General features: G+C 69.5%; 24 protein-coding genes. 2 read left to right on the top strand and 22 right to left on the bottom strand.

Annotated elements, in window-relative coordinates:
• The 4 genes from VMJ70_09585 to VMJ70_09570 form a co-directional block, all read right to left on the bottom strand.
• On the bottom strand, nt 1-795 hold a 795-nt coding region (locus VMJ70_09585; GenBank protein HTO91371.1), incomplete at its 3' end, for a hypothetical protein.
• Between the two features lie 301 nt (nt 796-1,096).
• Nucleotides 1,097-3,898 (bottom strand): excinuclease ABC subunit UvrA, encoded by a 2,802-nt coding sequence (gene uvrA, locus VMJ70_09580; GenBank protein HTO91370.1) that lies wholly within the window; start codon nt 3,896-3,898, stop codon nt 1,097-1,099.
• Nucleotides 3,899-4,620: 722 nt separating this feature from the next.
• Nucleotides 4,621-6,012 (bottom strand): sigma-54 dependent transcriptional regulator, encoded by a 1,392-nt coding sequence (locus tag VMJ70_09575; GenBank protein HTO91369.1) that lies wholly within the window; start codon nt 6,010-6,012, stop codon nt 4,621-4,623.
• Between the two features lie 7 nt (nt 6,013-6,019).
• Complete coding sequence (locus VMJ70_09570) at nt 6,020-7,120, bottom strand: ATP-binding protein (GenBank protein ID HTO91368.1); 1,101 nt, start codon at nt 7,118-7,120, stop codon at nt 6,020-6,022.
• Between the two features lie 199 nt (nt 7,121-7,319).
• Here VMJ70_09570 and VMJ70_09565 point away from each other — a divergent pair, with 199 nt between their 5' ends.
• Nucleotides 7,320-9,143, top strand: a complete 1,824-nt coding sequence (locus tag VMJ70_09565) for a SurA N-terminal domain-containing protein (GenBank protein ID HTO91367.1) — start codon at nt 7,320-7,322, stop codon at nt 9,141-9,143.
• Nucleotides 9,144-9,203: 60 nt separating this feature from the next.
• Here VMJ70_09565 and tatA read toward each other — a convergent pair whose 3' ends face one another.
• The 13 genes from tatA to VMJ70_09500 all read right to left on the bottom strand — a co-directional run bounded on the left by tatA (nt 9,204) and on the right by VMJ70_09500 (nt 18,460).
• Entirely contained in the window at nt 9,204-9,425 is a 222-nt protein-coding gene (gene tatA / locus VMJ70_09560) for a twin-arginine translocase TatA/TatE family subunit (GenBank protein ID HTO91366.1), read from the bottom strand.
• 18 nt (nt 9,426-9,443) lie between these two features.
• Nucleotides 9,444-9,869 (bottom strand): LytR C-terminal domain-containing protein, encoded by a 426-nt coding sequence (locus VMJ70_09555; protein ID HTO91365.1) that lies wholly within the window; start codon nt 9,867-9,869, stop codon nt 9,444-9,446.
• Nucleotides 9,870-9,875: 6 nt separating this feature from the next.
• Nucleotides 9,876-10,394, bottom strand: coding sequence for an HIT domain-containing protein (locus VMJ70_09550; GenBank protein ID HTO91364.1), 519 nt, complete (start codon nt 10,392-10,394; stop codon nt 9,876-9,878).
• Nucleotides 10,391-11,164 carry an NTP transferase domain-containing protein gene (locus VMJ70_09545; protein HTO91363.1) on the bottom strand — a complete coding sequence of 258 codons (774 nt, stop codon included), beginning with the start codon at nt 11,162-11,164 and terminating at the stop codon, nt 10,391-10,393. Before VMJ70_09545 ends, VMJ70_09550 begins: the two co-directional genes overlap by 4 nt.
• Complete coding sequence (gene panC / locus VMJ70_09540) at nt 11,161-12,060, bottom strand: pantoate--beta-alanine ligase (protein HTO91362.1); 900 nt, start codon at nt 12,058-12,060, stop codon at nt 11,161-11,163. Before panC ends, VMJ70_09545 begins: the two co-directional genes overlap by 4 nt.
• Entirely contained in the window at nt 12,057-12,893 is an 837-nt protein-coding gene (panB, locus tag VMJ70_09535) for a 3-methyl-2-oxobutanoate hydroxymethyltransferase (GenBank protein ID HTO91361.1), read from the bottom strand. The genes panC and panB overlap by 4 nt, the downstream gene beginning before the upstream one ends.
• Nucleotides 12,890-13,540 carry a deoxynucleoside kinase gene (locus VMJ70_09530; protein ID HTO91360.1) on the bottom strand — a complete coding sequence of 217 codons (651 nt, stop codon included), beginning with the start codon at nt 13,538-13,540 and terminating at the stop codon, nt 12,890-12,892. Before VMJ70_09530 ends, panB begins: the two co-directional genes overlap by 4 nt.
• A 42-nt stretch (nt 13,541-13,582) precedes the next feature.
• Nucleotides 13,583-14,077: a 2-amino-4-hydroxy-6-hydroxymethyldihydropteridine diphosphokinase gene (gene folK, locus VMJ70_09525; GenBank protein HTO91359.1), complete on the bottom strand. Its 495-nt coding sequence runs from the start codon at nt 14,075-14,077 to the stop codon at nt 13,583-13,585.
• Complete coding sequence (folB, locus tag VMJ70_09520; protein ID HTO91358.1) at nt 14,074-14,430, bottom strand: dihydroneopterin aldolase; 357 nt, start codon at nt 14,428-14,430, stop codon at nt 14,074-14,076. Before folB ends, folK begins: the two co-directional genes overlap by 4 nt.
• A 142-nt stretch (nt 14,431-14,572) precedes the next feature.
• Complete coding sequence (locus VMJ70_09515; protein HTO91357.1) at nt 14,573-15,430, bottom strand: 2,3,4,5-tetrahydropyridine-2,6-dicarboxylate N-succinyltransferase; 858 nt, start codon at nt 15,428-15,430, stop codon at nt 14,573-14,575.
• On the bottom strand, nt 15,427-16,593 hold the full coding sequence (locus VMJ70_09510) for an aminotransferase class I/II-fold pyridoxal phosphate-dependent enzyme (GenBank protein ID HTO91356.1): 1,167 nt from the start codon (nt 16,591-16,593) through the stop codon (nt 15,427-15,429). Before VMJ70_09510 ends, VMJ70_09515 begins: the two co-directional genes overlap by 4 nt.
• Nucleotides 16,590-17,675 carry a succinyl-diaminopimelate desuccinylase gene (dapE, locus tag VMJ70_09505; GenBank protein HTO91355.1) on the bottom strand — a complete coding sequence of 362 codons (1,086 nt, stop codon included), beginning with the start codon at nt 17,673-17,675 and terminating at the stop codon, nt 16,590-16,592. The genes VMJ70_09510 and dapE overlap by 4 nt, the downstream gene beginning before the upstream one ends.
• Nucleotides 17,676-17,677: 2 nt before the next feature.
• Entirely contained in the window at nt 17,678-18,460 is a 783-nt protein-coding gene (locus tag VMJ70_09500) for an energy transducer TonB (GenBank protein ID HTO91354.1), read from the bottom strand.
• 228 nt (nt 18,461-18,688) lie between these two features.
• On the opposite strand from VMJ70_09500, the gene VMJ70_09495 reads away from it, so the two are divergent.
• Nucleotides 18,689-19,444 (top strand): hypothetical protein, encoded by a 756-nt coding sequence (locus VMJ70_09495; GenBank protein ID HTO91353.1) that lies wholly within the window; start codon nt 18,689-18,691, stop codon nt 19,442-19,444.
• A 7-nt stretch (nt 19,445-19,451) separates the two neighbouring features.
• Here VMJ70_09495 and groL read toward each other — a convergent pair whose 3' ends face one another.
• From groL to tatC, 5 genes are read right to left on the bottom strand one after another with little or no spacing between them, the layout of a single operon-like run.
• Nucleotides 19,452-21,053, bottom strand: coding sequence for a chaperonin GroEL (groL, locus tag VMJ70_09490; GenBank protein HTO91352.1), 1,602 nt, complete (start codon nt 21,051-21,053; stop codon nt 19,452-19,454).
• Nucleotides 21,053-22,138, bottom strand: coding sequence for a hypothetical protein (locus VMJ70_09485; protein ID HTO91351.1), 1,086 nt, complete (start codon nt 22,136-22,138; stop codon nt 21,053-21,055). The genes groL and VMJ70_09485 overlap by 1 nt, the downstream gene beginning before the upstream one ends.
• Complete coding sequence (locus VMJ70_09480) at nt 22,135-24,030, bottom strand: M28 family peptidase (GenBank protein HTO91350.1); 1,896 nt, start codon at nt 24,028-24,030, stop codon at nt 22,135-22,137. The genes VMJ70_09485 and VMJ70_09480 overlap by 4 nt, the downstream gene beginning before the upstream one ends.
• Nucleotides 24,027-24,851 carry a type III pantothenate kinase gene (locus tag VMJ70_09475; GenBank protein HTO91349.1) on the bottom strand — a complete coding sequence of 275 codons (825 nt, stop codon included), beginning with the start codon at nt 24,849-24,851 and terminating at the stop codon, nt 24,027-24,029. The genes VMJ70_09480 and VMJ70_09475 overlap by 4 nt, the downstream gene beginning before the upstream one ends.
• On the bottom strand, nt 24,835-25,620 hold the full coding sequence (gene tatC, locus VMJ70_09470; GenBank protein ID HTO91348.1) for a twin-arginine translocase subunit TatC: 786 nt from the start codon (nt 25,618-25,620) through the stop codon (nt 24,835-24,837). Before tatC ends, VMJ70_09475 begins: the two co-directional genes overlap by 17 nt.
• Nucleotides 25,621-25,787: the final 167 nt, after the last annotated feature.

The following is a 25,787-nucleotide window of genomic DNA, read 5'->3' as shown; positions in this document are numbered from 1 at the left end:
GCGCGGCCTGTCGGTGGCCCCGAGCTTTCGCTTCTCAATCTGCGAAATGGCCGCGTCGAACGCGTGCTCGAGCACGGCGTCGAGGTCGCCGGCAGGCACCCGGTGCCCGAGCAGCTCCTGGAGCCGGCGCAGCTTGTCGTGCGTCGCCCGGCGCATCGTGAACTGCACTTTGTAGGTCTGAGCCGAGAGCGGTGCCACCCGCGCGGGCGGCGTCGAGACCGTCGGCTGAGCCGGCATCCCATTCGTCCCCATCACCGGAGCCGCGTCAATTGCGGTCGCAATCGATGCAACTGGTTCCGGAACCAGTTCGGTCGTCGCCGGCGCCCCGCCGGTGAGCGGCAAGGCGACCGCCGCCGGCGCCACCGGCTGAATCACGGTCGGCATGTCGGGCTTGGGGAAGCGCGCCGCCAGCAGGTGCTCGACCTCGGTCTTGGTCTTGTGCACGGCTTCCCTCAGCAGCTCGCGCCAGTTCTCACGCGTGAGGTGCGGGCGAAGCTTCACCAGCACGGTCAGGCTCAGCCGCCCGTCGGCGATCGCCTCGAAGATGCCGGGGAAGCGCCGGGCGGCGCGGGCCGCCTGGATGCGCTTGTAGGCCGAGTCCTCGGAAAGCCGGAGCCGGCGAACGCAGTAGTCGAACATCGACGAGAAGTCCTGCCGGGCGTAGAGCCGGCGCCGCTCGACTTCGGCGATCAGCGCGACCAGCACGGCGGTGGAGCCGCGCTCGTCGGCGGCCTGCTCGTCGAGGGCGTGAAGCAGCGCGTCGGCCGAGAGCTGCGAGAAGCGATAGCGATTCATGACACGTTTCCCGCGGGGGCGGGTGAATCGGGGGCAACCCACTCTTTCTATCACGCCAGTCTTCGGCGCACGCAGATCGGCGCAGAGCGCGGATCGGGAGCGCGCGCGAAATATTTCGCGAAACAGTCGGGAAACCCTGCGCACGCGCATCTCTCGCGCGCACACGCGCCGCGCCGAAAGCCCTTCGAGCGCCACTCGCGCAGCGCTTGAATTGGCTGTCAAGAGAACAATCGATTCAGACCGCGGACCCCGCTAACAGATCGGACCGGAGAAATGGCCGATCGCGAGATGTCGCGAAGCGCTACTCGCCCGCCGCCGCGCGCGCCATCGAGGCCGGCGTCTCGACCGCGCCGCGCAGAAATCGGCCGGTCCACGATTCTTCCGTCGCGGCGATCCGCTCCGGGGGACCCTCGGCGATCAGCCGACCGCCGCGCAGCCCGCCTTCGGGACCCAGATCCACCACCCAGTCGCAATTGCGAATCACGTCGAGGTTGTGCTCGACCACGATCACGGTGTCGCCCCGCTCGGTCAGTTCGTCGAGCACTTCGAGCAGGCGCTGGACATCGGAGAAGTGGAGTCCGACGGTTGGCTCGTCGAGCAGATAAAGCACGCGCCCGGCGCTCCGCTCCGACAGCTCGCGGGCGATCTTCAGGCGCTGCGCCTCGCCGCCCGAGAGCTGATTGGCGGGCTGGCCCAGCTTGAGATAGCCGAGCCCGACGCGCCGCAGCATGTGCAGCGAGCGGGTGAAGCGCGGCTCGCGCGCGAAGTGCTCGAAGGCCTGATCGGCGGTGAGGTCGAGCGCATCACGAACGCTCACGCCCCGGTACCTGACCTCCAGCACCTCGGGCTTGAAGCGCGAGCCACCGCAGGTCTCGCACGGCACCTGGAGATCGGCGAGGAAATACATCTCCACCGTCACCCAGCCCGCGCCCTCGCAGGTCTCGCAGCGGCCGCCGGTGGTGTTGAACGAGAACGCGCCGTCGCTCAACCCGCGTGCGATCGCCAGCGGCTGGCGCGCGTAGATCTCGCGGAGCGCCGCATAGCCTCCCAGGTAGGTGATCGGGCAGGAACGCGGCGTCCGGCCGATCGGCGACTGGTCCACCAGCGCCACCCGATCGAGCTGGTCGAGGCCGAGAATCTCGCGATGCGCGCCGACGCGCTCGTCCTCGACGCCTTCGAGCGCCAGACGAGCCGCGCGATAGAGCACGTCCTCCACCAGCGTGCTCTTGCCCGAGCCCGACACGCCGGTCACCGCCGTCAGGCGTCCGAGCGGAAAGCGCGCGTCGAGCGACTGCAGGTTGTGCTCGCTGGCGCCATGCACCTCGAGGAAGCCGCGCGCCTTGCCCTCTCGCCGCTTTCGCTCGACGCGCCGTTCGCCGCGCAGGAAGCGCGCGGTGTCGGTGGCGACGTCGCGCAGCGCCTCGCCGCCCGGGCCGTTGTAGAGCAGGCGCCCGCCCTGCTCGCCCGCCCCCGGGCCGAGATCCACCAGCCGCGCGGCCCCCTTCATCACCATCGGCTCGTGCTCCACCACCACCAGCGTGTTCCCGCGTCGCGCCAGCTCCTGGAGGATTTCGACCAGGCGATGCGTGTCCCGCGGATGGAGCCCCACGGTCGGCTCGTCGAGCACGTAGAGCGTGTCGGCGAGATTGGCGCCCAGCGCGTTGGCCAGCTCGATGCGCTGCGCCTCGCCGCCCGAAAGCGTGCGCGTCAGCCGGTCGAGCGTCAGGTAATCGAGGTCCACGCGCAGCAGGAAGGAGAGCCGGGACTCGAGCTCGGCCAGCACCGGCCCGGCGATTTCGCGCTCGGTCGCGGTGAACTCGAGGCCGGCGAGGAAACGCGCCGCCTCGGCGATGGTGAGCGCGGTGACCTCGGCGATGGTGCGGCCCGCGATCCGGACCCGGAGTGCCGCCGGGTTCAGGCGTGCCCCCCCGCACGACGGGCAGCGCCGCGGCGACTGGTAGCGCTTGACCACGAATCGATTGCCGGCCTTGTACGACTTCTGCTTCAGGCGCTCGAGGAACGGCAGGACGCCCCGGAATCCTTCGCCGCCTTCGAGCAAGAGCTTGCGGTGAGCCGCCGAGAGCTTCCTCCACGGCTGATCGAGCGGCACGCCGCGCTCGCGCGAGAGCTTCTCGAGTCGGGGCCACGCCACCCGCCGCCACGAGCGCGCCCACGGATCGATCGCGCCCTCGCGCAGGGTCCTGGTCGGATCGGGCACGATCCGTTCGGGCGTGAAGAGCAGCACGTCGCCGAACCCCCGGCATTCGGGGCAGACGCCGAGCGGACTGTTGAACGAGAACAGCGCCGGCTCGGGTCGCATCGCCGGCTCGCCGCAGTTCGAACACTCCCAGCGCTCGCTCCGCTTCGCGATCGGGGCGTCACCGATCTTGAGCTCGAGCCGGCCCTCGCCACGCCGAAAGGCCGACTCGCTCGACTCCGAGAGGCGCTGAGTCTCGCCCGGCGACCAGGTGAAGCGGTCGGCCACCACGCTGACCACGCGCTGTCCCTTCGCGAGCTCGGGCAGCGGATCGAGCGGCTGGACCCGATCGCCGAGCAGGATGCGAGTGAAGCCGGCCCGCTGGAGCTGAATCGCCTGCTCGGCCCAGGGCAGGCGCGGCGACAGCGTGACCGGGGCGAGCAGGAGGATCGCGGCGCCGTTCGGCCAGGCGGGCGACTCGCGAACGATGGATTGCGGACTGTCGGCCTGAACCGTCGCGCCGCACCGGCCGCAGCTCACCACGCCGAGTCGGGCGAAGAGCAGACGGAGGTAGTCGTGCACCTCCGTCGCGGTCCCGACCGTCGAACGCGCGCTGCGCGCCGGCGCGACCTGCTGGATGGCGACCGCGGGGGTGAGGCCGTGGATCGAGTCCACCTCGGGCCGCGGCAGGCGCTCGAGGAACTGGCGCGCGTAGCTGGAGACTGATTCGACGTAGCGCCGTTGGCCTTCGGCGTAGAGCGTGTCGAACGCCAGCGAGGACTTGCCCGACCCCGAAACGCCGGTGATCACGGTCAGCTCCCCGCGCGGCAGGTCGAGGTCGAGATTGCGGAGGTTGTGCTGGCGGGCGCCGCGAATGCGGATGACGGGCTGAGCGGGCGGATTCAAGGAGGCTCGAAGGTCGGCGGGAATGGAAGCTCGGGGGACTCCGGCACTCTATCACGCGCGTCGAGGGCTCAGGGCGCGGTCGGCCCACTCATCCATGAGCGAGCCGCCGCAGGAACTGGAGGAAGACAGCCAGCCCTAGCGCAGTGCCTCCAGCTCACACCGAACCGATGGGGCGCTCACAGGGCGCCGGGCGAGAGCGCGAGCCGGGATGGTCCACAAGAAACCGGGGATTGGCCGACAACGAGGCCAGCCAACCCCCGAGGACGTGCCAGGTCCAATTAGTGATTACTTCTTCTTCTTCGCAGCCTTCTTCTTGGTGGCCTTCTTCTTCCCACCCTTCTTCTTGGCAGCCATGCTCGAATCACCTCCTCAGTGATCTTTGCGGTTGAAGACCTGAGTTCGATGGCTTGCGTTTCCAGATGGCGGCCAGGCGTCAGCGACCACCGGGCGCACGCAGCCCTCCCGATGGGTCCACGCACGCCGCGAGATAGACAGAGGCAGCTTGCGTGCCACGGGCCTCGTGCCGGAGAACAGCGATCGAGATCGGGCGCGTCGTTGGCGGGTTTTTCGCGCAGAATTTTTTCGGCGCGCGCGCGCCGCAAGCGGCGGGAGGCTGTGGAGAACTCCGCTAACTGTCAAATTCGTGGTGCGTTGCGGCGGAGACGGCGGGCAACTCATTGCGGCCAAACGAGAAAAACAGAGCTGTCCAGTTCCTTGAGGTGTCAATGAACTTGACGCTCGACCGCGCCTTCCTCGAGGCGCAGCCGGCGCAGTTTCTCGATGAGGCCCTGGCGCGAGATTCCGAGAATCCGCGCCGCGCGACTCTTGTTTCCCGAGGTGAGCTTCAGCACCTCGCTGATGTGGTCGGCCTCGATCTGAGCGAGGGTCGGCAGCTCGAGAGTCTCGGGGATCGAGATGCGCTCGAGTCGCGCGATGCGCCGCTCCGACCACTCGGCCGGAAGGTGATGCTCCTCGAGCATCGAGCCCTCCTCGAGCAGCACGATGCGCTCGATCAGATTGCGCAGCTCGCGCACGTTCCCCGGCCAGGAGTAAGCCGACAGCCGGTGGGCCGCGTCCTCGGTGAGATCGTGGAATTGCTTCTGGAACTTGCGCGCAAACTCGCGCACGAAATGCCGCGCGAGCAGCAGGATGTCCCCCCCGCGCTCCCGAAGCGGCGGAATGTGGATGCTGACCACCTTGAGGCGGAAATAGAGATCGCTGCGGAAGCGCCCGCCCCGCACCTCGCTTTCGAGATCCTTGTTGGTGGCGGCCACGATCCGGATGTCCACCGAGATGTCCTGCGCGCCGCCCACCCGCTTGAAATTGCGGTGGTCGATGAAGCGCAGCAACTTGGCCTGGGTGGGGAGCGACATGTCGGCGACCTCGTCGAGGAACAGGGTGCCGCCGTCGCACAGCTCGACCAGGCCCTTCTTGGTGTCGGAGGCGTCGGTGAAGGCGCCCTTCTCGTGCCCGAACAACTCGTTTTCGAGCAGGCCTTCATGGAACGAGGAGCAGTTGACCTCCATCAGTGGCGCCTGGGCGCGATCGCCGCGATAGTGGATGGCCCGCGCCACCAGCTCCTTCCCGGTGCCGCTTTCGCCGGTGATCAACACCGACGTGGCCTTGCTGCGCACCACTTTGTCGATCAGGTCGCGCACCGCGAGCATCGGCGCCGAGCGCCCGATGATCTCCTCGCCCGAATAGTGGCGCCACGCCTGGCGGCGATAGAGATCGAGCTCGGTCGCCTGCCGGAAATTCTGGCCGGCCGACTGGACCGCAAGCGCGATGTCCTCCATCTCGTAGGGCTTGCGAACGAAATCACAGGCGCCCAGCTTCATCGCCTCGACCGCGGATTGCACGTCGCCATAGGCGGTGATCACGATCACCTGGAGCAGCGGATCGAGGGAACGCACCTGACGCAGCACCGTCAGCCCGTCGGTATCGGGCAGGCGCATGTCGAGGATCATGACCTGCGGTCGCAGCTTGCCGGCCTTCTCGAGGCCCTCGGCGCCGGTGCTCGCCAGCTCGACCGCGTATCCGCGGGCCCGCAGCACCTTGGCAAGCGACTTTCGGATCAGCAGCTCGTCGTCCACCACCAGCACGGTGAGCTTCATGAAGGGCTCATTCCTCCGCGCGCTCCGGCAGCTCGGCCGGCACCGGGATCGAGACGCGCAGCGTGGCGCCGCCGCCCGAATTGTTCTTGGCGGTGATCACGCCGCCGGCCTCGCGCAGGATCTGGACCGAGATCGGGAGCCCGAGCCCGGTGCCCATCGAGCGGGTGGTGAAGAACGGATCGAAGATCCGCTCCATCAGCTCCTTGGGGATCCCGACGCCGCTGTCGCGAAAGGAGACGTCCACCATCGAGCGCCGGGTCCGGTAGCGGCGGATCCCGGTGGCGACGTGGAGCTCGCCCCCCTCGGGCATCGCCTGGATTGCGTTCAGGCTCAGGTTCAGGAAGACCTGCTGGAGGAGATCGGGATCGGCATCGAGCAGCGGCAGGTCCTCGGCGTCCTCGCGGCTCAGTCGGACCTGGGAATCCTCGAGCTGGATCTCGAGCATCGCGAGGGTCTTGTCGAGCACCTGGCGCACGTCGCAGGGCTGCGGCCGCGCCGCCGGCGGCCGCGCGAACATCAGCAGGCCGGTGATGATCTGCTCGATGCGGTCGAGCTCCTTGATCACGTCGTCGAGATCTTCGCGCCGCGAGTCGGTCGGCTTGAGCTTGGATCCCACGAACTGGACCGTGGTGCGGATCCCGGTCAGCGGGTTGCGGATCTCATGGGCGACGTACGCCGACAGCTCGCCGAGCGAGACCAGACGGTCGATTTTCTTCTGGAACTCGCCGTCCTCGGTTTCCGAGGTGGCCTCGGCCACCACCACCGAGCCGATCGGATCGCCGTCGGCGTCGCGAATCGGCAGCGCCTCGGCCTTGAGCGTCAGCTGGCGGCCCTCCGCCTCGAGGCGGAAGTCGCGGGATTCGCGCGAGGCCCCCTTCAGCCAGCGGGCTTCGGCGCCCGGAAACAGGCGGCCGCCGGCCATGCCGATCAGGGCGCCGTTCTCGACGCCGAGCATCTCCTCGATGCGCCGGTTGCAGTAGACCACCTTGCGCTCGCGATCGAGCGCGACCACGGCCTGCTCGAGGGCGTCGAGGGCCTCGGCCGGCCAGTCCTCCATGCGAGTCGCGAACTCGCTCTCCGCGGTCCGGCCCGGCGCTTCGCTGCGCATCCAGTCGACTCCTGTTCGTGCGGGTGAGACGCGTGCGAATCAGAGAGTTAGCACAGGGTCCCTCCCGCTTCAATGAGCGATCGTCGAGCACCGGCTCGATCCGCACGGGCCGGCCCCTCGAAGCCGTCCTGTGCTACCATCCCCGGCTCGTCTGACCTCACCTACCCTCTTCGGCACTCGATTTTTCGGAGATATCGAAATGCTTCGCTTCCTTCGGATGGGGAACAAGCGCACCAAGCTGATCTGGTGGGTCCTCATCATCGTGACCGTGGTGACGTTCATCGGCGGCTTCGTGTTCTTGCTCGGCGCCGGCCTCGATTCGACGCAGCGCGCCCGCGTCACCGGCGCGATCGGCACCGTCAATGGCAGCGCGATCACCCGCACCGACTATCAGAGCGCGGTCGCCGACCAGAAGGCGCAGTACGAGAAGCAGTACGGAACCCAGCAGCCGGGCGAGCAGGACGAGGTCATGATCGAGCTCCAGGCCTGGCGCAGCCTGGTGATGCAGCACCTGCTGGGCGAGCAGGCCAAGCGTGCCGGACTCACCGCCACCGATGCCGAGGTGGTGCTGACCATGAAGACCAATCCGCCGGCGTCGCTGGTCAATCTGCCGGCGTTCCAGACCGACGGGAAGTTCGATCCCAGCAAGTATCAGGCGGCGCTGGCCAATCCCAACAACAACTGGAGCGAGATCGAGGACATGATTCGCCGCCAGCTGCCGGTCCGAAAGCTCCAGGAGCGCCTGATCGCCTCGCTCAAGCTCACCGAGCCCGAGCTTCGCGAGGCCTATCGAGACCGCCACGAAGCCGTGAACGCGACCGTCCTGCAGGTGCCGGCCTCGGTCAATGCGCGCATTCCCGCTCCCACCGACGCCGATCTGCAGCGCGCCTACGATCAGTACAAGGATCGCTTCGTCTCCGGCCCGCGCACCCAGCTCGAGGTGCTGAGCGTGCCGAAGAAGTTCGGCGACGAAGAGATCCGCTCGGCGCGCGAGATGTCCGCGAGCATCGTGCGCCGCGCCCGTTCGGGCGAGGACTTCGCCCAGCTCGCGAAGGACTATTCCGAGGGCCCGGGGGCCGACAAGGGCGGCGAGCTGCCCCAGGTGATCTCACCCCAGCAGATGGGACCCGAGATGGCGCCCAAGCTGATGGCGCTGCCGGTCGGCGGCATCACCGATCCGACCCAGGACGGCAGCCGCTTCACCACCTTCAAGGTGCTCGAGCGGGTGGCCGGACCCGGCGGGAGCGTGATGGGGCTGCGTCTCGCTCAGATCGTCACCAAGATCCGTCCCAGCGAGACCACGCTTCACGATCAGTACGAGGAGGTGTCGAAGATCCGCTCGCGAGCGGTGCGCATCGGGCTCGGCAAGGCCGCCACCGAGAAAGGGCTCTCGACTCGTCGGAGCGAGGCCTACGACTACAACTCCCCGCCTCAGTCGCTGTTCGCGACGCCCCAGGCGGGTGAGTGGGGACTCTCGGCCAAGGTCGGCGCGGTGAGCCCGGTGTTCGAGGGACCCGACGAGTTCGTGGTCGTGGAGGTCGCCGCTCAGCGCGCCGGCGGCGCGCCGCCTCGCCAGGAGATCACCGAGCCGCTGCGCAACCTCGCCGAGCTGTCGGCGCGCGTCGACGCCAGCAAGCCGCGCGCGGATTCCGTGGCGCACGCGCTGCAGGGTGGCGCTTCGCTCGAGCAGGCCGCACGCGCCTTCGGTCTCACGACGTTCAGGATCCAGGGGGCCACCCGTGCCCAGCCCGATCCGCGCGTGAGCGCCACCGAAGAGTTGTCGGGCGCCCTGTTCGCCGCGAACCCGGGCAAGGTGATCGGCCCCTATCGTGCGCTGAACGGCTGGTACTTCGCCCGCGTGGACGGCCGGGTGGCCGCGGATTCGGCGGCGTTCGACACGCTGCGCAGCCAGCTCTCCAACGAGATCCTGAGCCAGCGGCAGCGTTCGTTCATGGGGGGCTACCTGGCCGAGCTTCGCTCGCACGCGAAGGTCGAAGACCTGCGCGGAGAGCCGACTCACTGAGCGACGCCCGTTCGAGCGACGAAGGCACGAGGGGAGCGCGAGCGCGCTCCCCTCGTCGTTTCACTGGACCGGCTTGTTCTCCGGCGGCTTGGGCGCCGGGGTGCCGGCCGAAGCCGGCGGTTCGTCGCGCTGGATCTCGTCGGTGATCTCGCGCTGAGCCTTGCGGAACTCCCGCATCGCCTCGCCGATGCTGCGGGCCATCTTGGGGATCTGGCTCGGTCCGAAGATCAAGAGAATGATGATGAAGAGAATCCCCATCTCTGCCCCGCCCAGACCAAACATCCTGCTCCTCCTCCGCGCCTAGGGTTCGAGATGAACCTGGCTGCGATCGCTGCCCAGTACCAGCGTGACGTCGGCCAGATCCAGGTCCCACGCCTGCCGGATCACGGGCGGGGTCCCCAGGTAATGCGCCACCAGCCGGGCCGGGGTGAGGTCCGCGCGGCGCGCCACCACCAGCGTTTCGAAGTAGTCGGAACGATCCGCGTTCCGGACCTCCACCACCTGGAATCCACCATCTCGCAAATAGGACGCCGCGCGCAAGGCGATCCCGGGCTCGCCCGAGCCGTTCAGCACCTGCACCCGGATCACACGGCGGGCCGCCCCGTGCGGCCGCTCGAGCGGGTCGGGGCGAAACCGGGCCCACGCCCACGAGCCGATCAGGGCCAGCACCACCAGGCCGAAGAAGATCGTCGCCCAGCGGCCGAAGTCGGGCCGGCTCTTCGCCATCCGCCGCTACTTCCCGGCCGCGCGCCGGCGGCGGGCGGGGCGCCGGCCGGCGATCGCGCGCCGCAGCCGCGACCAGGTGCGGGACAGCGACTCCGGAAGCACGCGCGTCTCACCGATCGTGGGCATGAAATTGACGTCGCCGTTCCAGCGCGGCACCACGTGCAAATGGAGATGCCCGGGGAAGCCGGCGCCGGCCACGCGCCCGAGATTGGCGCCGATATTGAACCCGTGCGGCCGGTATTCGGCGAGCAGCGCCGACTCGGCCAGGGCGGTGAGCGAGACCAGATCGAGTCGTTCGGGCTCCGTGAGCGAGCCGAAGTCGCCGACGTGCCGGCGCGCGGCCACCATCAAGTGCCCGGGGTTGTAGGGGAAGCGATTGAGCATCAGCAGCCCGTGGGGCGAGCGCGCCAGCACCAGGTCCTCGCGATCCCGCGCGCGACGCGCGACCCGGCAGAACAGGCAGCCGCGCTCCCGGCCCGCGCGATGGATGTACTCCATGCGCCACGGCGACCACAACCGGTTCATGCGCGCCTCCGTTCGCGCGACGACATCTCGCGATACAGGGTCTCGGCTTCGGCGAGCTGGGCCGCGGTGTTGATGCCGAGCAGCTCGCGATAGTCGTCCGCGCATTGAACGGCGGTCGCCTGGCCGGCGTCGCGCAGCAGCGACACGGTGTCGGTGAGGTAGTACTCGCCCTGCGCGTTGTGTGCGGTGAGGTGCGCGAGCACGTGCGCCAGCGCCGGATAGTCAAACGCGTAGACGCCGGAATTGACCTCGTCGATCGCGCGCTGCTCGGGAGTCGCGTCGCGGTGCTCCACGATCGCCGCGATCCGGTCGCCACCGGCCCGCACGATCCGGCCGTAGCCGGTCGGATCGGGCAGCCGCATCGAGAGCACGGTGACCGCCGCGCCGCTCCGCTCGTGCGCAACCAGCAGGGCGTCGAGCGTTTCGGCGCGCAGCAGCGGCGTGTCGCCGCACACCACCAGCAGCGTGCCGCGGAACTCGCGCAGGGCGGGCTCGGCCATCAGCACGGCGTGCCCGGTGCCGCGCTGATCGGCCTGCACCACCCAATCGACCCTTGCGTCCGCGAACGTCGCGCGCACGCGTTCGCGCTGGTGCCCGATCACCACCAGCGTACGGGCCACGCCCAGCCGCTCGAGCGCCTCGAGCACGTAGCCGAGCAGCGGCCGGCCGGCCATGGGATGGAGCACCTTGGCGAGATCGCTCTTCATGCGCGTGCCCTGCCCCGCCGCCAGCACCAGCGCCGCGGCTTCCGGATGCCGGAACTCGCTCATCGCGCACTCCATTCGAAATTGTCGATCAGTCGCGCCGGACCCACCCGGGCCGCCACCGCCACCAGCACCCGGCCCTTGACCCGGCTCACCGGTTGAAGCGTCGCGGCGTCGACCACCGCCACGTAGTCCTCGTGCACGTCGCGTGCGTCACGCCACGCCGCACGTACCGCGCGCTTGAGCCGCGCCGCCGAGCGCTCGCCGCGATCGAGCAGGGCGCGCGCCGCGTCGAGCCCGCGCGACAGCGTCACCGCCTGGACCCGGAGCCGCGCGTCGAGGTAGCGATTTCTCGACGACAAGGCCAGCCCGTCGGCCTCCCGCACCGTGGGCGCGCGCCGCACGTCGACCGGTACGTGGAGGTCGCGGCACATCTGTTCGATCACCCGCGCCTGCTGCGCGTCCTTCCGTCCCAGCCACAGCACGTCGGGCTGGACCACATTGAGCAGCCGCAGCACCACGGTGGTGACGCCCTCGAAATGGCCAGGTCTGGAGGTTCCTTCCATCGGCTCGGTGAGTCGTTCGACGCGAACTCGCGTCGCGTCGCCGGGAGGATAGACGTCCTCGAGCGCCGGCTCCCACAGGAGATCCACGCCCTCCTTCGCAAACGCGATTCGATCCCTCCGAATCGGCCTCGGGTAGCGCCTGAAATCCTCGTGGGGCCCGAACTGGAGCGGATTGACGAAAATGCTCGCCACCACGCGATCGGCGGAGCGGCGTGCGAGCGACACCAGACTGAGGTGGCCGGCGTGAATCGCGCCCATGGTCGGAACGAAAGCGATCGAGCGGCCCTGTTTCCGCCAGCGGGCGATGGCGCGGCGGACGTCGGCGACGCGCCGCACTCGCCGCATCGCGCGTCGGCCGTCGCGCGCGCCACGGCGGCCCGCCGCGCGGCCGCTCAATACGACTCCTTCTCGCTCGGAAACCGCCTCGCCTTGACGTCGGCGGTGAACTGTTCGAAGGCGCGGCGCATGTCGTCGGCGACCTGGGCGTAGCGACGCACGAACTTCGGCGTGTGGCCCAGGTAGAGGCCGAGCAGGTCGTGGGTGACCAGGACCTGGCCATCACACGACACGCCGGCGCCGATGCCGATGGTCGGGATCTGGAGCGAGCGGCTCACCTCGGCGCCGAGCCGCGCGGGAATTCCCTCGAGCACCAGCGAGAAGCAGCCGCACGACTCCAGCAGGCTCGCCTCGCGGGTCAATCGTTCCTGATCGGCCTCGCCGCGCGCCTGCACCTTGTAGCCGCCGAACGCCAGCACCGATTGCGGCGTGAGCCCGAGATGGCCCATGACCGGAATGCCGATCTCGACGATGCGCCGGACCGCGTCGGCGACTCGCTCGCCGCCCTCGAGTTTCACCGCGTCGGCGCCGCCCTCCTGGACCAGCCGTCCGGCGTTCATCACCGCCTGCTCGGCGCTCACCTGATACGACATGAAGGGCATGTCGGCCACCACCATCGCCGAAGGCTTCGCGCGCGCCACCGCGCGCGTGTGGTGCAGCATGTCTTCCATCGTCACCGGCAGCGTGCTTTCGTAGCCGAGCACCACGGTGCCGAGACTGTCGCCCACCAGCAGGATTTCGACGCCGGCCTCGTCGGCGAGACGGGCGGTCGGAAAATCGTAGGCGGTCAGCGCCACGATCGGGTCCTGGCGGCGCTTGAGGTCGCGGATCGTGTGGGTCGTGATTTTTGCGCGCGGCGCGCGGCGCGCGCCGACGCCCGATTCGGAGCTCATGGGACACTCCCTCGCTCGATGGGCGCGTAGTAGACCGTGCCCTGACGGTGCGACAGGATTCGCTTCTCGAGATCCTGAAAGTCGTCGGGATTGTTCACGAAGTCAATTCGGTTGGTGTTCACCACCAGCAGCGGCGCGTCGACGTAGTGAAAGAAGAAATGATTGTAAGCCTCGTTGAGGCTCTTGATGTACTCGCGGTCCATCTCCTTCTCGAACACGCGGCCGCGCCGCGCGATGCGTTCCATCAGAGTTTCGGGACTGGCCTGCAGGTACACCACCACGTCGGGCTTCATCACGTCGAGCTCGAGCCACGACACCAGCCGCTCGTAGAGCGCGAGCTCGCGCTCCTGGAGGTTGAGGCCGGCGAAGATCCGGTCCTTCTGGAACAGATAGTCGGCCACCAGGCGCTCGTTGAACAACTCCAGCTGCCGGAGATTCCGCTGCTGCTGGTAGCGGCTGAACAGGAAGTGCATCTGGGTCTGGAATCCATAACGCGCGCGGTCTCGATAGAAGTCCTTGAGAAACGGATTCTCCTCGACCTCCTCCAGTACCAGCTTGGCCGACAGCCGCTCGCTGAGCAGCCGCGACAGGCTGGTCTTGCCGACACCGATGACGCCCTCCACCACGATATAACGGTTGCCCGGCATCTCAGGCGGCCAGCTGAATCACGCGCAGGCTCTCAGGAGAGCCTAATTCCAGAGGCGGGAGCCGCGCTTCACCGGCGGGCGCGTGCGCAAGAGGGAGAGGTGGTGCACCAGGGTGTGCCCGGTCACCGGATGGATCAGCATCGGATCCAGCTCGACCAGCGGAACCAGCACGAACGAGCGCCGGGTCAGCTCGGGATGGGGAACCACCAGATCGGGCTCCTCGATGATCAGCGAGCCGTACAGCAGCAGGTCGAGGTCGATGGTGCGCGGTCCCCAGCGCTGGGTGCGCACGCGGCCGAGTCGTTTCTCGACCAGCAGCAGGTTCCACAGCAGCTGGCGGGCGGTCAGCTCGGTGTCCACCTGCGCGACCGCATTGAGGAAGTTGGGCTGCTCGGTCTCGCCGACCGGCTCGGTGTCGTAGAGCGACGACGCGCGCAGGAGCTGGGTGTCGGGCAGGCGCGCCAGATCGTCGAGCGCCAGCCGGATCATCGCCTCCCGCTCGCCCAGGTTCGAACCCAGTCCCACGAAAGCCTTCACTTCTTCTCCCGCGTCACTTCGATCACCGCGCGGCCGCCGGTGGTCCAGCCCAGATTCTGCTTCGCGATCCGGACTCTCACACGCCGAACGCGAAAGCGTTCGAGAATCGTGTCGCCGGTGGCCGCCGCGAGGCGCTCGAGCAGATGGAAGCTCTCGCCCTCGACCACTTCTCGCACCGTGCGGTACAGCCCGTCGTAGTCCACCGCCTCGGAGAGCCGATCGCTGTGCTCGGCCGAATCGTCGGCCGGCTCGAGCTCGAGATCGACCTCCAGCCTCTGACCCGCCTCCTTCTCGTAGGGTCGGGCGCCGTGGTGGCCGAAGACCGAGAGCCCCTCCAGCCGAATGATCGCCACCCACCCTCCCACGGTGAAAGACGGCCGCGCCCAGCGGGCCGGCCGTCCGGAACGAGGCGGAGTCTAGGAGGGCCCGATTGAGAGGGTCAAGCAACGCCCGAGCCGGTCGATGGCGGCGTGGCCCGCTTCCCGGAACGTCACGCTAGACCGCCACTCCGTATTCTCGCAGCGCCTGATTGAGCGAGGTCTTGGTGTCGGTGCTCTCGCGGCGTTCGCCGATGACGAGCGCGCAGGGCGTGCCGAAGCTGCCGCCCGGGAACTTCCGCGGGCGAAATCCCGGGATCACGACGGCGCGCGAGGGAACACGACCCCGCGATTCCGCCGCGCGCTCGTCGCGCACGTCCACGATCGGCGTCGAAGCGGTGAGCACCACCCCCGCGCCCAGCACCGCGCCGGCCTCGACGTGCACGCCCTCGACCACGATCGCCCGCGAGCCCAGGAAGCAGTCGTCCTCGACGATCACCGGCTGCGACTGGGGCGGCTCGAGCACGCCGCCGACGCCGACGCCGCCCGACAGGTGCACGCGCTTTCCAATTTGCGCGCAGGAGCCGACCGTCGCCCAGGTGTCCACCATGGTGCCCTCGCCCACCCGCGCGCCAATGTTGACGAAGCCCGGCATCAGGATCACGCCGCGCTCGAGGAAACTGCCGTAACGCGCCACGCCCGGCGGCACCACGCGCACGCCGGCGGCCTCGAGATTGCGCTTGAGCGGGATCTTGTCGTGGAACTCGAAGGGCTCGAGCTCGAAGGTGCGCGAAACGCGCATGCGGAAGTAGAGTCCAATCGCTTGCTGGAGCCAGCCGTGCGTGATCCACTCGTGGCGCGTCCCGCTCGCGCCGCCCGGAGCGGGCTCCGCCACCCGGAGGTGACCGTCGTCGAGCGCCGCGATCGCGCCTTCGACCGCGCCGCGCAAGCCCCGATCGTCGAGCGGGCGCTTGCCCTCCCAGCCTTCGCCGATCCGCGCCCGCCAGGATTCGAGCGGGTACTCGGAGGCGGTCACGCCACGCCCTCGAGACGGGCGATCGCCTCGCGGCACTCTTCCGGTGTCGGCACCAGCGCGAAGCGGATGAAGCCGCGGCCGGCTTCGCCCAGATAGGATCCCGGCAGCGCCACCAGCCCCACGCGCAGCAGGGTATCGACGAACGCGACGTCGTCGCCGCCGGGAGCGGCGAGCCACAGGTAGAAGCTGGCCTCGCTGGCTTCGATCTTCCAGCCGCGCTTCGCGAAGTAGTCGAGGAACAGCCGGCGTTTGATCGCGTAACGCTCGCGCTGCTCGGCGGGATGCGCGTCGTCGTTCCAGGCGGCGATCGCCGCGGCCTGCACGAAGTCGGGGGTCGCGACGCCGGCGTTGGGGCGGAACCGGCGCAGCGCCTCGATCAGCCGCGGGTCGCCGGCCATGAAACCCGAGCGGTAGCCGGTCATCGCCGAGCGCTTGCTCAGGGTGTGGAAGGCGATCACGTTGTCGAGCCCGGTCTCGAGCATGCTGTGAGGGGCGCTGTCGAAATACACCTCGGCGTAGGCTTCGTCGGCGCCCACCCAGAAGCCGTGGCGGCGAGCCCAGTCGCCGACGCGGCGAAGCTCGTCGAGGGCGAGCGTCGCCCCGGTCGGATTGTGCGGCGAATTGAGCCACAGCAGCGCGGTGCGCTCCCAGATCGAATCCGGCACCCGCGCGGGATCGAAGTGCCAGCCGTCCCGAGAGCGCAGCGGCACCAGGTGAGGTTCGCCGCCGGCGTAACGCGCGCCGGCCTCGTAGACCGGGTAGCTCGGGCTCGGGATCACCACCACGCGTCGGCGCGACTCCGGCGAGAGCACCGCGAAGTGCAACAGGAACACCGCCTCCTTCGTGCCATTCACCGGCAGCACGTTCCGCTCGGGATCGGCCTTCACGCCGAAGCGGCGTTCGAGCCAGCGCGCGCACGCCACTCGCAGCTCGAGCTGCCCGGCGGTGGTGGGGTAGCTCGACATCGCGGGGATGGCGTCACGCAGCCGCTCGCGAATGAACTCGGGCGTGACCTCGCGCGGATCGCCCTGCGCGAAGCTGATGATCCGCACGCCCTTCGGCGCGAGCTGCTCGCGCCTGCGGTCCAGCAGGACGAACGGGTACTCGCGATCTCCCTCGAGCAGCGGGTGGAGCGGCGGCGCCGGGCGGGTCGCGGGCTTCATCGTGGCGGCTCGGACAGGAATTCGCGAAGCCACCGATAGGCGATGCCCAGATTCTCGATCGGGCAGTATTCCTCGCGCTGGTGCGCGAGTTCGGGAATGCCGGGACCGAAATTGAACGCCGGAACGCCGGCCTCGGTGAAGCGCGCCACGTCGGTCCAGCCCTGCTTGCCGGCGATTCGTGCGCCGAAGCGACTTACGAACTCTTTGGCCAGCGGGTGGTCCGCGCAGATCGCTCCGGCCGGCGCGGCATCCACGATGCGCAGTTCGAACTCGCTCGGCACCACCGAGCGCACGCGGCGCTCGGCCTCGGCCAGGGAGCGTCCCGGCGGAAAACGGTAGTTGAGATTCGCCACCAGCTCGTCGGGCACGACGTTGCGCGCGCGCCCGGCACGCATGGTCGTCACCTGCAGCGTCTCGCGGTACTCGACCCCCTGCAGCTGCACCGGATGCACCGGGAAGCGCGTCACCTCGGCCAGCCACGGCGCCGCGCGCTCGATCGCGTTGACTCCGGTCCACGGCCGCGCGCTATGGGCGCTGACCCCCGTGACCCGCACTTCGGCGTTCATCGAGCCGTTGCATCCCATCTCCGCCTGCAGACTGGTGGGTTCCAGCAGGATCGCGAGTGCCGATTGACGAAGCCACGGCATCTCCTCGAGCAGCCGACCGAGCGCGTTCCGGTCGGCCGGCCCCTCTTCGGCCTCGTAGAACACCATGGCCAGATCGAAACGCGATCGCGCGGGATCGAGCGTCTCGAGCAGCGCCAGCATCACCGCGTCTCCCGATTTCATGTCGGTGCTGCCCAGTCCGTAGAGCCGGTCGCCCTCGATTCTCGCGCGCTCGTTGCCGTTGGGCGGCACGGTGTCGAGGTGCCCCGCCAGCGTCAGCAACGCTCGCCCGCGCGCGGGGCCGCGCCAGACCAGCGAGTGCCGCGAACGGCGCACCTCGCCCTGCCCTGCCGCGCGCAGCCGGGATTCGACGAAATCGGCGATCGCGGCCTCGTCGCCCGTGACGCTCGGAATGTCCACCAGCCTGGCGAGCAGGTCGGCGAGCGACTCCGAAGTGATGGAAGGTTCGCGCAGCATGGTCAGTGGGGGTTGAAGGTAACCGGCAGGACCACCCAGACGGAAACCGCCCGGCCGTTCCAGCGGGCCGGCTCGAACGACCACTGCTCGACCGAACGCACCGCCGCAGCGTCGAGCATCGGGACCGAGGTGAGAATCGCCGTGGACAACACGGCGCCATCCTTGCCGACCCGGGCCAGGATTTCCACCGTTCCATCCACTCCCTCGTCCGCGGCGGAATTGGGGTAGTCGGGTGGGATCTGCTGAAGGACGCCGGGCGGCGATTCGATCGCCACGCCGGGCGCGAACGAAGGCGCCGAAAGACTGTCGGCCGCACCGACGCTGCAGACGGCGATCGAGCGGAGCGCGGTGTCCGCGGGCAGCGCCTCGACCGCCAGGCTCCGCAACGCCTCGGCCCGGCCCGCGAGCGGCAAGAGCGGGCTCCTTTGCTCGCCCCACTGGAATTGCGCGTAGCCCGCGTCGAGGTACAGCCAGGCGACGATCTCGGCGTGTCCCGCGATGAACGTCACGGTCAGATCCTCGCGGCGCGCCGAATCGCGCTCGCAGAATCCCCGCGCGGGGCTCGAGCCGAAGCCGGCGCCGTTGCCGAGCGCCAGGGCCTGGGCGAAGCGCGCGGTCCACGACGGGTTGAGCAGCGCGATGGAGGGCGAGCGACGGCCGGTGTAGACGCACGGCCGCAGGCTCCCGAACTTGACCGGCCGATTTCGCCACATCGCATGCTCGAGTCGCCCGCGTCGGGCGGCGCTCACCGAGCGAATCAGGGCCTCGATGCGCGTCGAATCCATCAGCGCCGCCCGGGGTTCGACGGAGGCCCGCGCCGGAACGGCCAGAATCAGCGGAACGAGTGCCAGAAAGGAAAGCCCTGCGCGAGCGACCGCGGACCGCCGACTTGCCCGCATGAAGAACGAATCCCTCCCACCCCGGCTCGAACCCTTCTGCGCCGACCGAATCGTGAAAGCTAGCACAAGCCGGCGCGCTTGCGATCCGAGGAGCGCGCTGGATAGCCTTGCGAGGTGAACCCCTCCCACGCACAGACTCGAGCGGCGGTCGCCGGGCCAACCTCCACGGCGCTCCGACTCTCGGGACGGGACGCTCTGGCGGTCCTGCACCGCATCTCGACTCAGTTCCTCTCCGATCTCGGTGCCGGCGAGCAACGCTTCACGCTGTTCTGCGACTTTCGCGGTCGCTTGCTCCATCGCGCGCTCGTCAGCCGTCTCGCCGACCAATCGATCTGGCTGCTGCGCGACGACGCCCCGGGCGCCGAGCTGGCGGCGTTCGTGGACGCCCATGTGTTCCGTGAAGAGGTCCGCATCGAGGACCTGAGCGACCGGCGCCATGAGTTCGGCTTTCCCGCCGCGGCGACCGACGAGCGCGCGCGCATCGAAGCCGGCCGGCCGCGGCACGGCCACGAGATCCGCGAGGAGTTCACGCCCTTCGAGGTCGGGCTCGCCCGCGAAGTGCACCTGAACAAGGGCTGCTTCACCGGCCAGGAGGCCCTGATGCGCCTCGTCACCTACGACAGCGTGCGCCGCCGGCTGGCGCGCGTCTCGGGCTCGGGCTCGACGCCCTCGACTCCGGCGCCACTCCGGCTGGCGGGCGACCGGGCTGGCGTCGTGACCAGCGCCCTGGCGGTGGAGGACGGCTGGATCGGACTCGCTCCCCTGACCTCGGCGGCGGGCGCGCCAGGGGCAACCCCGGCGCTCGAGGACGGCGGCCCGATCACCGCCGTGTTTCCGTTCCCGATCGAGCGGCCGCTCGGACTCCCCTGAGTCCCGCTCAGGCGCCTTCGGGCGCCGGCGGCTCGTCGTTCTCTTCCTCGACCACGATCGCGTCGGTGGTCAGCACCAGCGCGCCGATGCTGGCGGCGTTTTGCAGCGCGCAGCGCGTCACCATCGCCGGATCGAGGATGCCCGCCGCCTCGAGGTCCTCGTAGCGGCCGGTCAGCGCGTTGAACCCGATGCCGTTCCCGGCCTCGCGCAGCCTGGCCACCACCACTTCGGGCTCGGCGCCGGCGTTGGCCGCGATCTGCCTCGCCGGCGCTTCCAGGGCGTGCGCCACGATGTCGCGGCCGACCGCCTCGTCGCCCGCCAGCTCGAGGCGGCGCACCACGGGCTGGCAGCGGAGCAGCGCAACTCCGCCGCCCGGCACCACGCCCTCCTCCACCGCGGCGCGGGTCGCGGCCAGCGCGTCCTCGAGGCGCGAGCGCCGCTCGCGCAGCTCGACCTCGGTGGCGGCGCCGACCCGGATCACCGCCACTCCGCCGGACAGCCGCGCGATGCGCCGGCGCAGCCGATCCCGGTCGAAATCGGTCGTGGCGCGTTCCATCTCCTTCTCGAGCCGGACGAGCTGCTGCTGGACGCCCGAGGCGCGGCCCCCGCCTTGGACCAGCGTCGTGTGCTCCCGGTCCACGATGACCTTGACCGCCCGGCCGAAGTCGGCGGCCGTGAAGGCCTCGAGCGTTCGCCCGAGATCGGGAGCGAACAGTGTCGCACCGGTGAGCAGCCCGAGATCCTCGAGCGCTTCGCGACGCCGATCGCCACTCTCGGGCGCCTTGACCGCGATCGAGGCCAGCGTGCCGCGCAGCCGGTTCACCACCAGCATGGCCAGCGCCTCGCCTTCGACGTCGTCCGCCACCAGCAGGAGCGGCCGCCCGGCCTGGGCGGCGAGATCGAGAACCCCGAGCAGGTCGCGCACCGCGGAGAGCTTGAACTCGGTGAGCACGACGAGCGGCGTTTCGAGCGTCGCCTCCATGTTCTCGGGATCGGTGACGAAGTAGGGCGAGAGGTAGCCCCGGTCGAAGCGAACGCCCTCCACGACTTCGAGCGTGGTGTCCATGCCGCGCCCATCCTCCACCGTCACCACCCCGCGGCGGCCGACGCGATCCATGGCCTGCGCCACCAGCGCGCCGAGCGCCGCATCGTCGCCGGCGCTCACGCGCGCCACGCGCTCCACGTCCTCGCGGCCCTCGATCGGCCGCGCCATGGCGTGCAGCGCCTCGACCACTGCCGCGACCGCGCGGTCGATTCCGCGCTTGAGCGCCACCGGATTGTGGCCGGCGGCGGTGGCGCGCAGGCCACGGCTCACCAGTTCCTGCGCGAGCACGGTGGCGGTGGTGGTGCCGTCGCCCGCCACCTCGCCGGTCTTGATCGCCACCTCGCGCGCCAGCTGGGCGCCCATGTTCTCGAAGCGATCGGCCAGCTCGATCTCGCGCGAGATGGCGAGGCCGTCGTTGGTGATGGTGGGCGCGCCGGCGCCGCGATCGATCACGACGTTGCGACCGCGCGGTCCGAGCGTGACGCGCACCGCACCCGCCAGCTGATCCACGCCGCGGCGCAGCGCTTCGCGCGCCTGGTCGTCGAACTGCATCTGCTTGCCCATCAGGGCCGCCACTCGGCGAGGAACAGATTGGTCTCGCCGCGCACCTTCCCGCCGCGATTCGACGCGAACACCAGCCACCGGCCGTCGCGATTGAACATCGGGAAGCTGTTGAAGGTTTCGTCGCGCGTCACCGGCTCGAGCCGGCTTCCCACCACATCCACCAGGTCGAGGTTGAAGTTGCGCCCGCGCGGGTTGTCGTAGTTGGAAGAGAAGATCAGCCGCTTGCCGTCGGGAGTGAAGTAGGGCGCGAACGATGCGCCCGGCAGGTGCGTCACCTGGCGCTTGTCGCTGCCGTCGGCGCGCATCACCCACAAATTCATCTGGGTCGGCTTGACCAGATTCTGCGCGAGCCGTGCCCGGAACTGCGCCTCCCAGGTCGAGTCGCCGCGATCGTCGCGACGCCAGCAGATCCACTTGCCGTCGCGGGAGAAATAGGCGCCGCCGTCGTAACCGGGCTCCGAGGTCAGGCGCGTGAGGTCGGTGCCGTCGGGGTGCATCTTGTAGAGATCCACGTCGCCGTCGCGCACCGAGGTGAACACGATCCACCGGCCGTCCACCGACAGCGTGGCCTCGGCGTCGTAGCCATCGTGGTCGGTGAGCCGCTGGAGATCCGAGCCGTCGGGCCTGGTGGTCCAGATGTCGTAGCTGGGATAGAGGGGCCACACGTAGCCCTGCGAATAGTCGGGCAGCGGCGGACAGGAGTCGCCGCCGGCGTGGGTCGAAGCAAACAGCACGCGCTGATCGTGATCGTAGAAGTAGCCGCAGGTGCAGCGGCCCTTGCCGGTGCTCACGCGCGTGAGCTGTCCGGTGCTCATGTCCATCACGAATTCCTGATCGCAGCCCCAACCGTCGCGAGTCGACTGGAAGATCAGGTGATGGTCGTCGGACGACCAGTAGCCTTCCGCGTTCTCGCCGCCAAACGTGAGCTGCCAAAGATGCGCGAAGTGCCGCTCGCCGGGCCGGATCAGCGTATCCGCCGCCGCGGCGGTGGGCGGCACCGGCCGGAAGGTCGCGGCCGAAGCGCCTGCCGCGGGCAGCATCGCGAGCGTGAGCGCCACGAGGGCGCCCCGCGCCGCGCGCGTCATGGCCTCCTCCCCAACGTCACCAGCACATCCTGCTCGGCGTCCTTGCGCTTGAACGTGATGCGCACCTGCTGCCCCGGCTTTCGCGAGCGCAGCGCGTAGGTGTAGTCGTAGATGTTGTCGATGCGGATGCCGTCGAACTTCACGATCACGTCTCCTCCCTGGATTCCGGCGGTGGCGGCCGGGCCACCGGCGCGGACTCCCGACAGCAGCACGCCGCCTTCGGTCTGCATGTAGTCCGGAATGGTGCCGAGGTAGGCGCCGTAGCCACCGCCGCCGGCGATGCGTCCGACCGAGCTGTCGGCCTCGGCCTTGCGGTAGGGCGAACGCGGCCGCGCGTCGAGCGATTCGACCAGGGCGGTTGCGAAGTCCGAGATCCTCGCGATCCCATCGGCGTAGATCTTGTCCCAGGTGTCGCTGGGCTTGTGGTAGTCGGGGTGCGCGCCGGTGAACAGCATCAGCACCGGCACCTGCCGCTTGTAGAACGACGAATGGTCGCTCGGCCCGTAGCCGTCGGACGAGGTCTTGATCACGAAAGTCTGGCCGGCCGCGCGGGCGTCGTTCACGTTGACGACCAGCGCCGGGAACGCGGCGGAGGTCCCGACCCCCATCACCATCAGCTTGTCGTCGCGGAGCCGCCCGACCATGTCCATGTTGAGCATGGTCTCGACGGTCTCCAGCGGCACCGGCGGATCGTCCACCAGATGCGAGGAGCCGAGCAGCCCGCTCTCCTCGCCGGTGAAGGCACAGAACAGCAGATTGTGCTCGGGCCGCCAGCCCGACTTCATGCGCGCCTCCACCGAACGTGCCACGCCCAGCACCGCCGAGACGCCCGAGGCGTTGTCGTCGGCGCCGACGTGGGCGACGTGCGAGTCCGGCGCCAGCGAGCCTTCGCCCCCCATGCCGAGATGGTCGTAGTGCGCGCCGACCACCAGCGTGCGGGTGGTGTCCCGGCCATGCACCATGCCGGCGACGTTGCGGGTCGAGGCGCGGGTGCGCTTGAGCGTGACGGTGATGGTCACGGATTCGGGCAGCGCCAGGCTGTGCGGCTGGGCGCGCGACTCGATCGCCTCCTGCGCGGCCGCGAGCGTCAGGCCCGCCGGCTTCAGGATCTCGCCGGCGACGCGCTCCGAGATCGTGGCGGCGAGCAATCCGCTCGACATGTAGCCGGCGCCCTCGGTGCGCGGCGGGCGCAACGGCTCGCCGGCGTGGTAGCGCGGCCCGTTCACCACCAGCAGGCCGAGCGCCCCGTGCTCGCGCGCGTTGATGGCCTTGGTGCGCAGCTCGGCGTAGGGCGTGTTGACGTTGCCGTCGAATCGGCTGGTCGAATCCATCTCGCCCGGCTCCTGGGTGAGCACCAGCACCAGCCGGTCGTGGACGTCGATCCCTGCGTAGTCGTCGTACTCGTAGCCTGGGGCGCTGATGCCGTAGCCGGCAAACACGACGCCGGCGCGCAGTGTGCCGTTGGTCGAGAAGCCGAGCGGCTGCATCTCCCCGCCGGCCGAGACGCTCACCGGGCCAACGCTCACGGCGCACGGATCGCCGACCGTGACGCCGGTCGTGACTTCGAACGGCTGGAAGTAGCCACCCTCGCCGGCGAATGCCGGCGCGAGCCCCAGGCTCATCATGCGCCCGGCGATGTAGTCGGCCGCGGAATCAATGCCGGCAGTGCCGATGCCGCGGCCCTCCCAGCGGGGAACGGCCAGAGTCTTCACGATCTCCTTGAACCAGAGCGAGTCCGGCGCCGGCTTCGCAGCGACGCTCTTCGAGGTGCCGGTCTTCGGCGCCATCGTCACGCGCGCGAGCGCGGCCCCGCCTACGGGGAGCGCGAGCACCGCCAGCGCCAGCGAGGGCGCCACGAGCCGCGCCGCTCCGATTCCCCGGCGGGCGTTCACGACTGCTCCTCCCAGATCAGGCGCATGCCCTTCAAAGTGAGGGCCTCGTCCACCCGGTTGATGGTTTCGCACTCGGGAGCGATCAGGCGGGCAAGTCCCCCGGTGGCAATCACGTGCGGGGTGCCCTTCATCTCGAGCGCGAGGCGACGGACCAGCGCGTCCACCTGGCCGGCCGTGCCCCAGATCATGCCGGCCTGCAGCGCCTCCTCGGTGGTGCGGCCGAGCGCGCGCGCCGGACGCCGCAGCTCGACACGTGGGATGCGCGCGGCGCGGCGGAACAACTCCTCGGCAGCGGTCAGCACGCCGGCCACGATCACGCCGCCGACGTAGGCGCCCTGCTTCGAGACGCAGTCGAAGGTGGTCGCGGTGCCCAGATCGACCACGATCGCCGGCGTGCCGTAAATCGCTCGAGCGGCGACGGCGTTGGCGATCCGATCGGCGCCGACCGAGCCCGGATCGTGGTAGCGGATCGGCAGGCCGCGCGCGGTCGCAGCGGTCACCTCGACCGGCGGCTTGCCAGTCAGGGTCTCGAGCGCGCGCAGCCACTGCAGGGTGAGCGAAGGCGCCACCGAGCAGAGCACCGCACCCATCCCGCGGCCCTCGATCCCGCCGTCGCGACGCAGCAGCGCCTCGAGCTGCAGGCTCACTTCGTCGGCGGTGGCGCGGCCGCTGGTGAGCCGCCAGAAGTGCACCGGCTCCTTGCCGCGGAACACGCCGACCACGGTCTCGCTGTTGCCGACATCCACCGCCAGCAGTCCACGCGGTGGAATCCGGCGCCGCGCGCGGCGACCGGCGGACTCGGTTCTACGACTGAGGGACATGTTGCTCCCGGGGGGCCGCGGCGTCGGTCCGGCGGCGACGCGCCACGAAGTAGGACAGCCCGACGCTCAGGAAGTAGAGCGCCGTCATCGGAACTCCCATCACGATCTGCGCGGTCACCACGTCGCCGGGCGTGATGATCGCGGTGAGGAAGAACACGAGCACGATGGCGACACGCCACTGCTTGAGCAGGAAGCCGGGCGTCACCAGTCCGATCGCGGTGAGCGTCATGGTCACGAGCGGCAGCTGGCACACCAGACCGCAGGCGAGCGCCATGTTGTACACGAAGCCCAGCAACGAACCCAGCCGGATCTCGGCGACCATGTTGGGGGTCATGAAGCCGCCCAGCACCTGGATCACCAGTGGCACCACGTAGCCGTATGCTGCCCACGCACCGAGCGCGAACAGCAGCATCGACGCCATGGCCATCGGCAGCACCCAGCTGCGTTCGCGCTTGAGCAGGCCCGGCAGGACGAAGTTCCAGATCCGGTAGAAGACGATGGGCAACGCGATGAACAGGCCGAGGATCAACGCCAGCTTGAACCGCTCGTTGAACGCCTCGAGCGGCGACAGCACCACCGCGCGCTTGACGGTGCGCGCGATGATGTCCTCGAGCACGCGTGGCGCCAGCAGCCACCCGCCGATCGCGCCGATCACGCAGGCGATCAGCGAGTGCATCAACACCCAGCGCAGCTCCTCGAGATGCTGGAGGAACGGCATCTCGCCGGTGACCCGCGGATCGTCGGGGCGCAGCCGAGGGCGCGGAGTCACGGGCGGGCCTCCGCGCGCGCCGGCGTGATCTCGACGTCACCGGCCAGCACGGTGACGAGCCGACCGTGCCGCTCGAGCACCAGCGCGCCGTTGTCGTCGAGGTCGCGCGCGACGCCGCTCACCACGCCCTCCGAGGTCACCACGCGCAGCTCGCGCCCCCAGAATCC

It is taken from the genome of Candidatus Sulfotelmatobacter sp. (genome assembly GCA_035498555.1).
Lineage (GTDB): Bacteria > Eisenbacteria > RBG-16-71-46 > RBG-16-71-46 > RBG-16-71-46 > DATKAB01.
This window is presented reverse-complemented; position numbering and strand designations above follow the sequence as displayed.

Excerpts from the sequence above, each read along its gene's own strand:
- tatA (HTO91366.1), bottom strand. The coding sequence starts at position 9,425 with ATGTTTGGTCTGGGCGGGGCAGAGATGGGGATTCTCTTCATCATCATT.
- VMJ70_09500 (HTO91354.1), bottom strand. The coding sequence starts at position 18,460 with ATGGATTCGACGCGCATCGAGGCCCTGATTCGCTCGGTGAGCGCCGCC.
- VMJ70_09530 (HTO91360.1), bottom strand. The coding sequence starts at position 13,540 with ATGCCGGGCAACCGTTATATCGTGGTGGAGGGCGTCATCGGTGTCGGC.
- VMJ70_09565 (HTO91367.1), top strand. The coding sequence starts at position 7,320 with ATGCTTCGCTTCCTTCGGATGGGGAACAAGCGCACCAAGCTGATCTGG.
- panB (HTO91361.1), bottom strand. The coding sequence starts at position 12,893 with ATGAGCTCCGAATCGGGCGTCGGCGCGCGCCGCGCGCCGCGCGCAAAA.
- VMJ70_09555 (HTO91365.1), bottom strand. The coding sequence starts at position 9,869 with ATGGCGAAGAGCCGGCCCGACTTCGGCCGCTGGGCGACGATCTTCTTC.
- VMJ70_09545 (HTO91363.1), bottom strand. The coding sequence starts at position 11,164 with ATGAGCGAGTTCCGGCATCCGGAAGCCGCGGCGCTGGTGCTGGCGGCG.
- dapE (HTO91355.1), bottom strand. The coding sequence starts at position 17,675 with ATGCTGCGCGAACCTTCCATCACTTCGGAGTCGCTCGCCGACCTGCTC.
- VMJ70_09570 (HTO91368.1), bottom strand. The coding sequence starts at position 7,120 with ATGCGCAGCGAAGCGCCGGGCCGGACCGCGGAGAGCGAGTTCGCGACT.
- VMJ70_09510 (HTO91356.1), bottom strand. The coding sequence starts at position 16,593 with ATGAAGCCCGCGACCCGCCCGGCGCCGCCGCTCCACCCGCTGCTCGAG.
- VMJ70_09550 (HTO91364.1), bottom strand. The coding sequence starts at position 10,394 with ATGAACCGGTTGTGGTCGCCGTGGCGCATGGAGTACATCCATCGCGCG.
- VMJ70_09575 (HTO91369.1), bottom strand. The coding sequence starts at position 6,012 with ATGAAGCTCACCGTGCTGGTGGTGGACGACGAGCTGCTGATCCGAAAG.
- groL (HTO91352.1), bottom strand. The coding sequence starts at position 21,053 with ATGGGCAAGCAGATGCAGTTCGACGACCAGGCGCGCGAAGCGCTGCGC.
- VMJ70_09485 (HTO91351.1), bottom strand. The coding sequence starts at position 22,138 with ATGACGCGCGCGGCGCGGGGCGCCCTCGTGGCGCTCACGCTCGCGATG.
- VMJ70_09475 (HTO91349.1), bottom strand. The coding sequence starts at position 24,851 with ATGTCCCTCAGTCGTAGAACCGAGTCCGCCGGTCGCCGCGCGCGGCGC.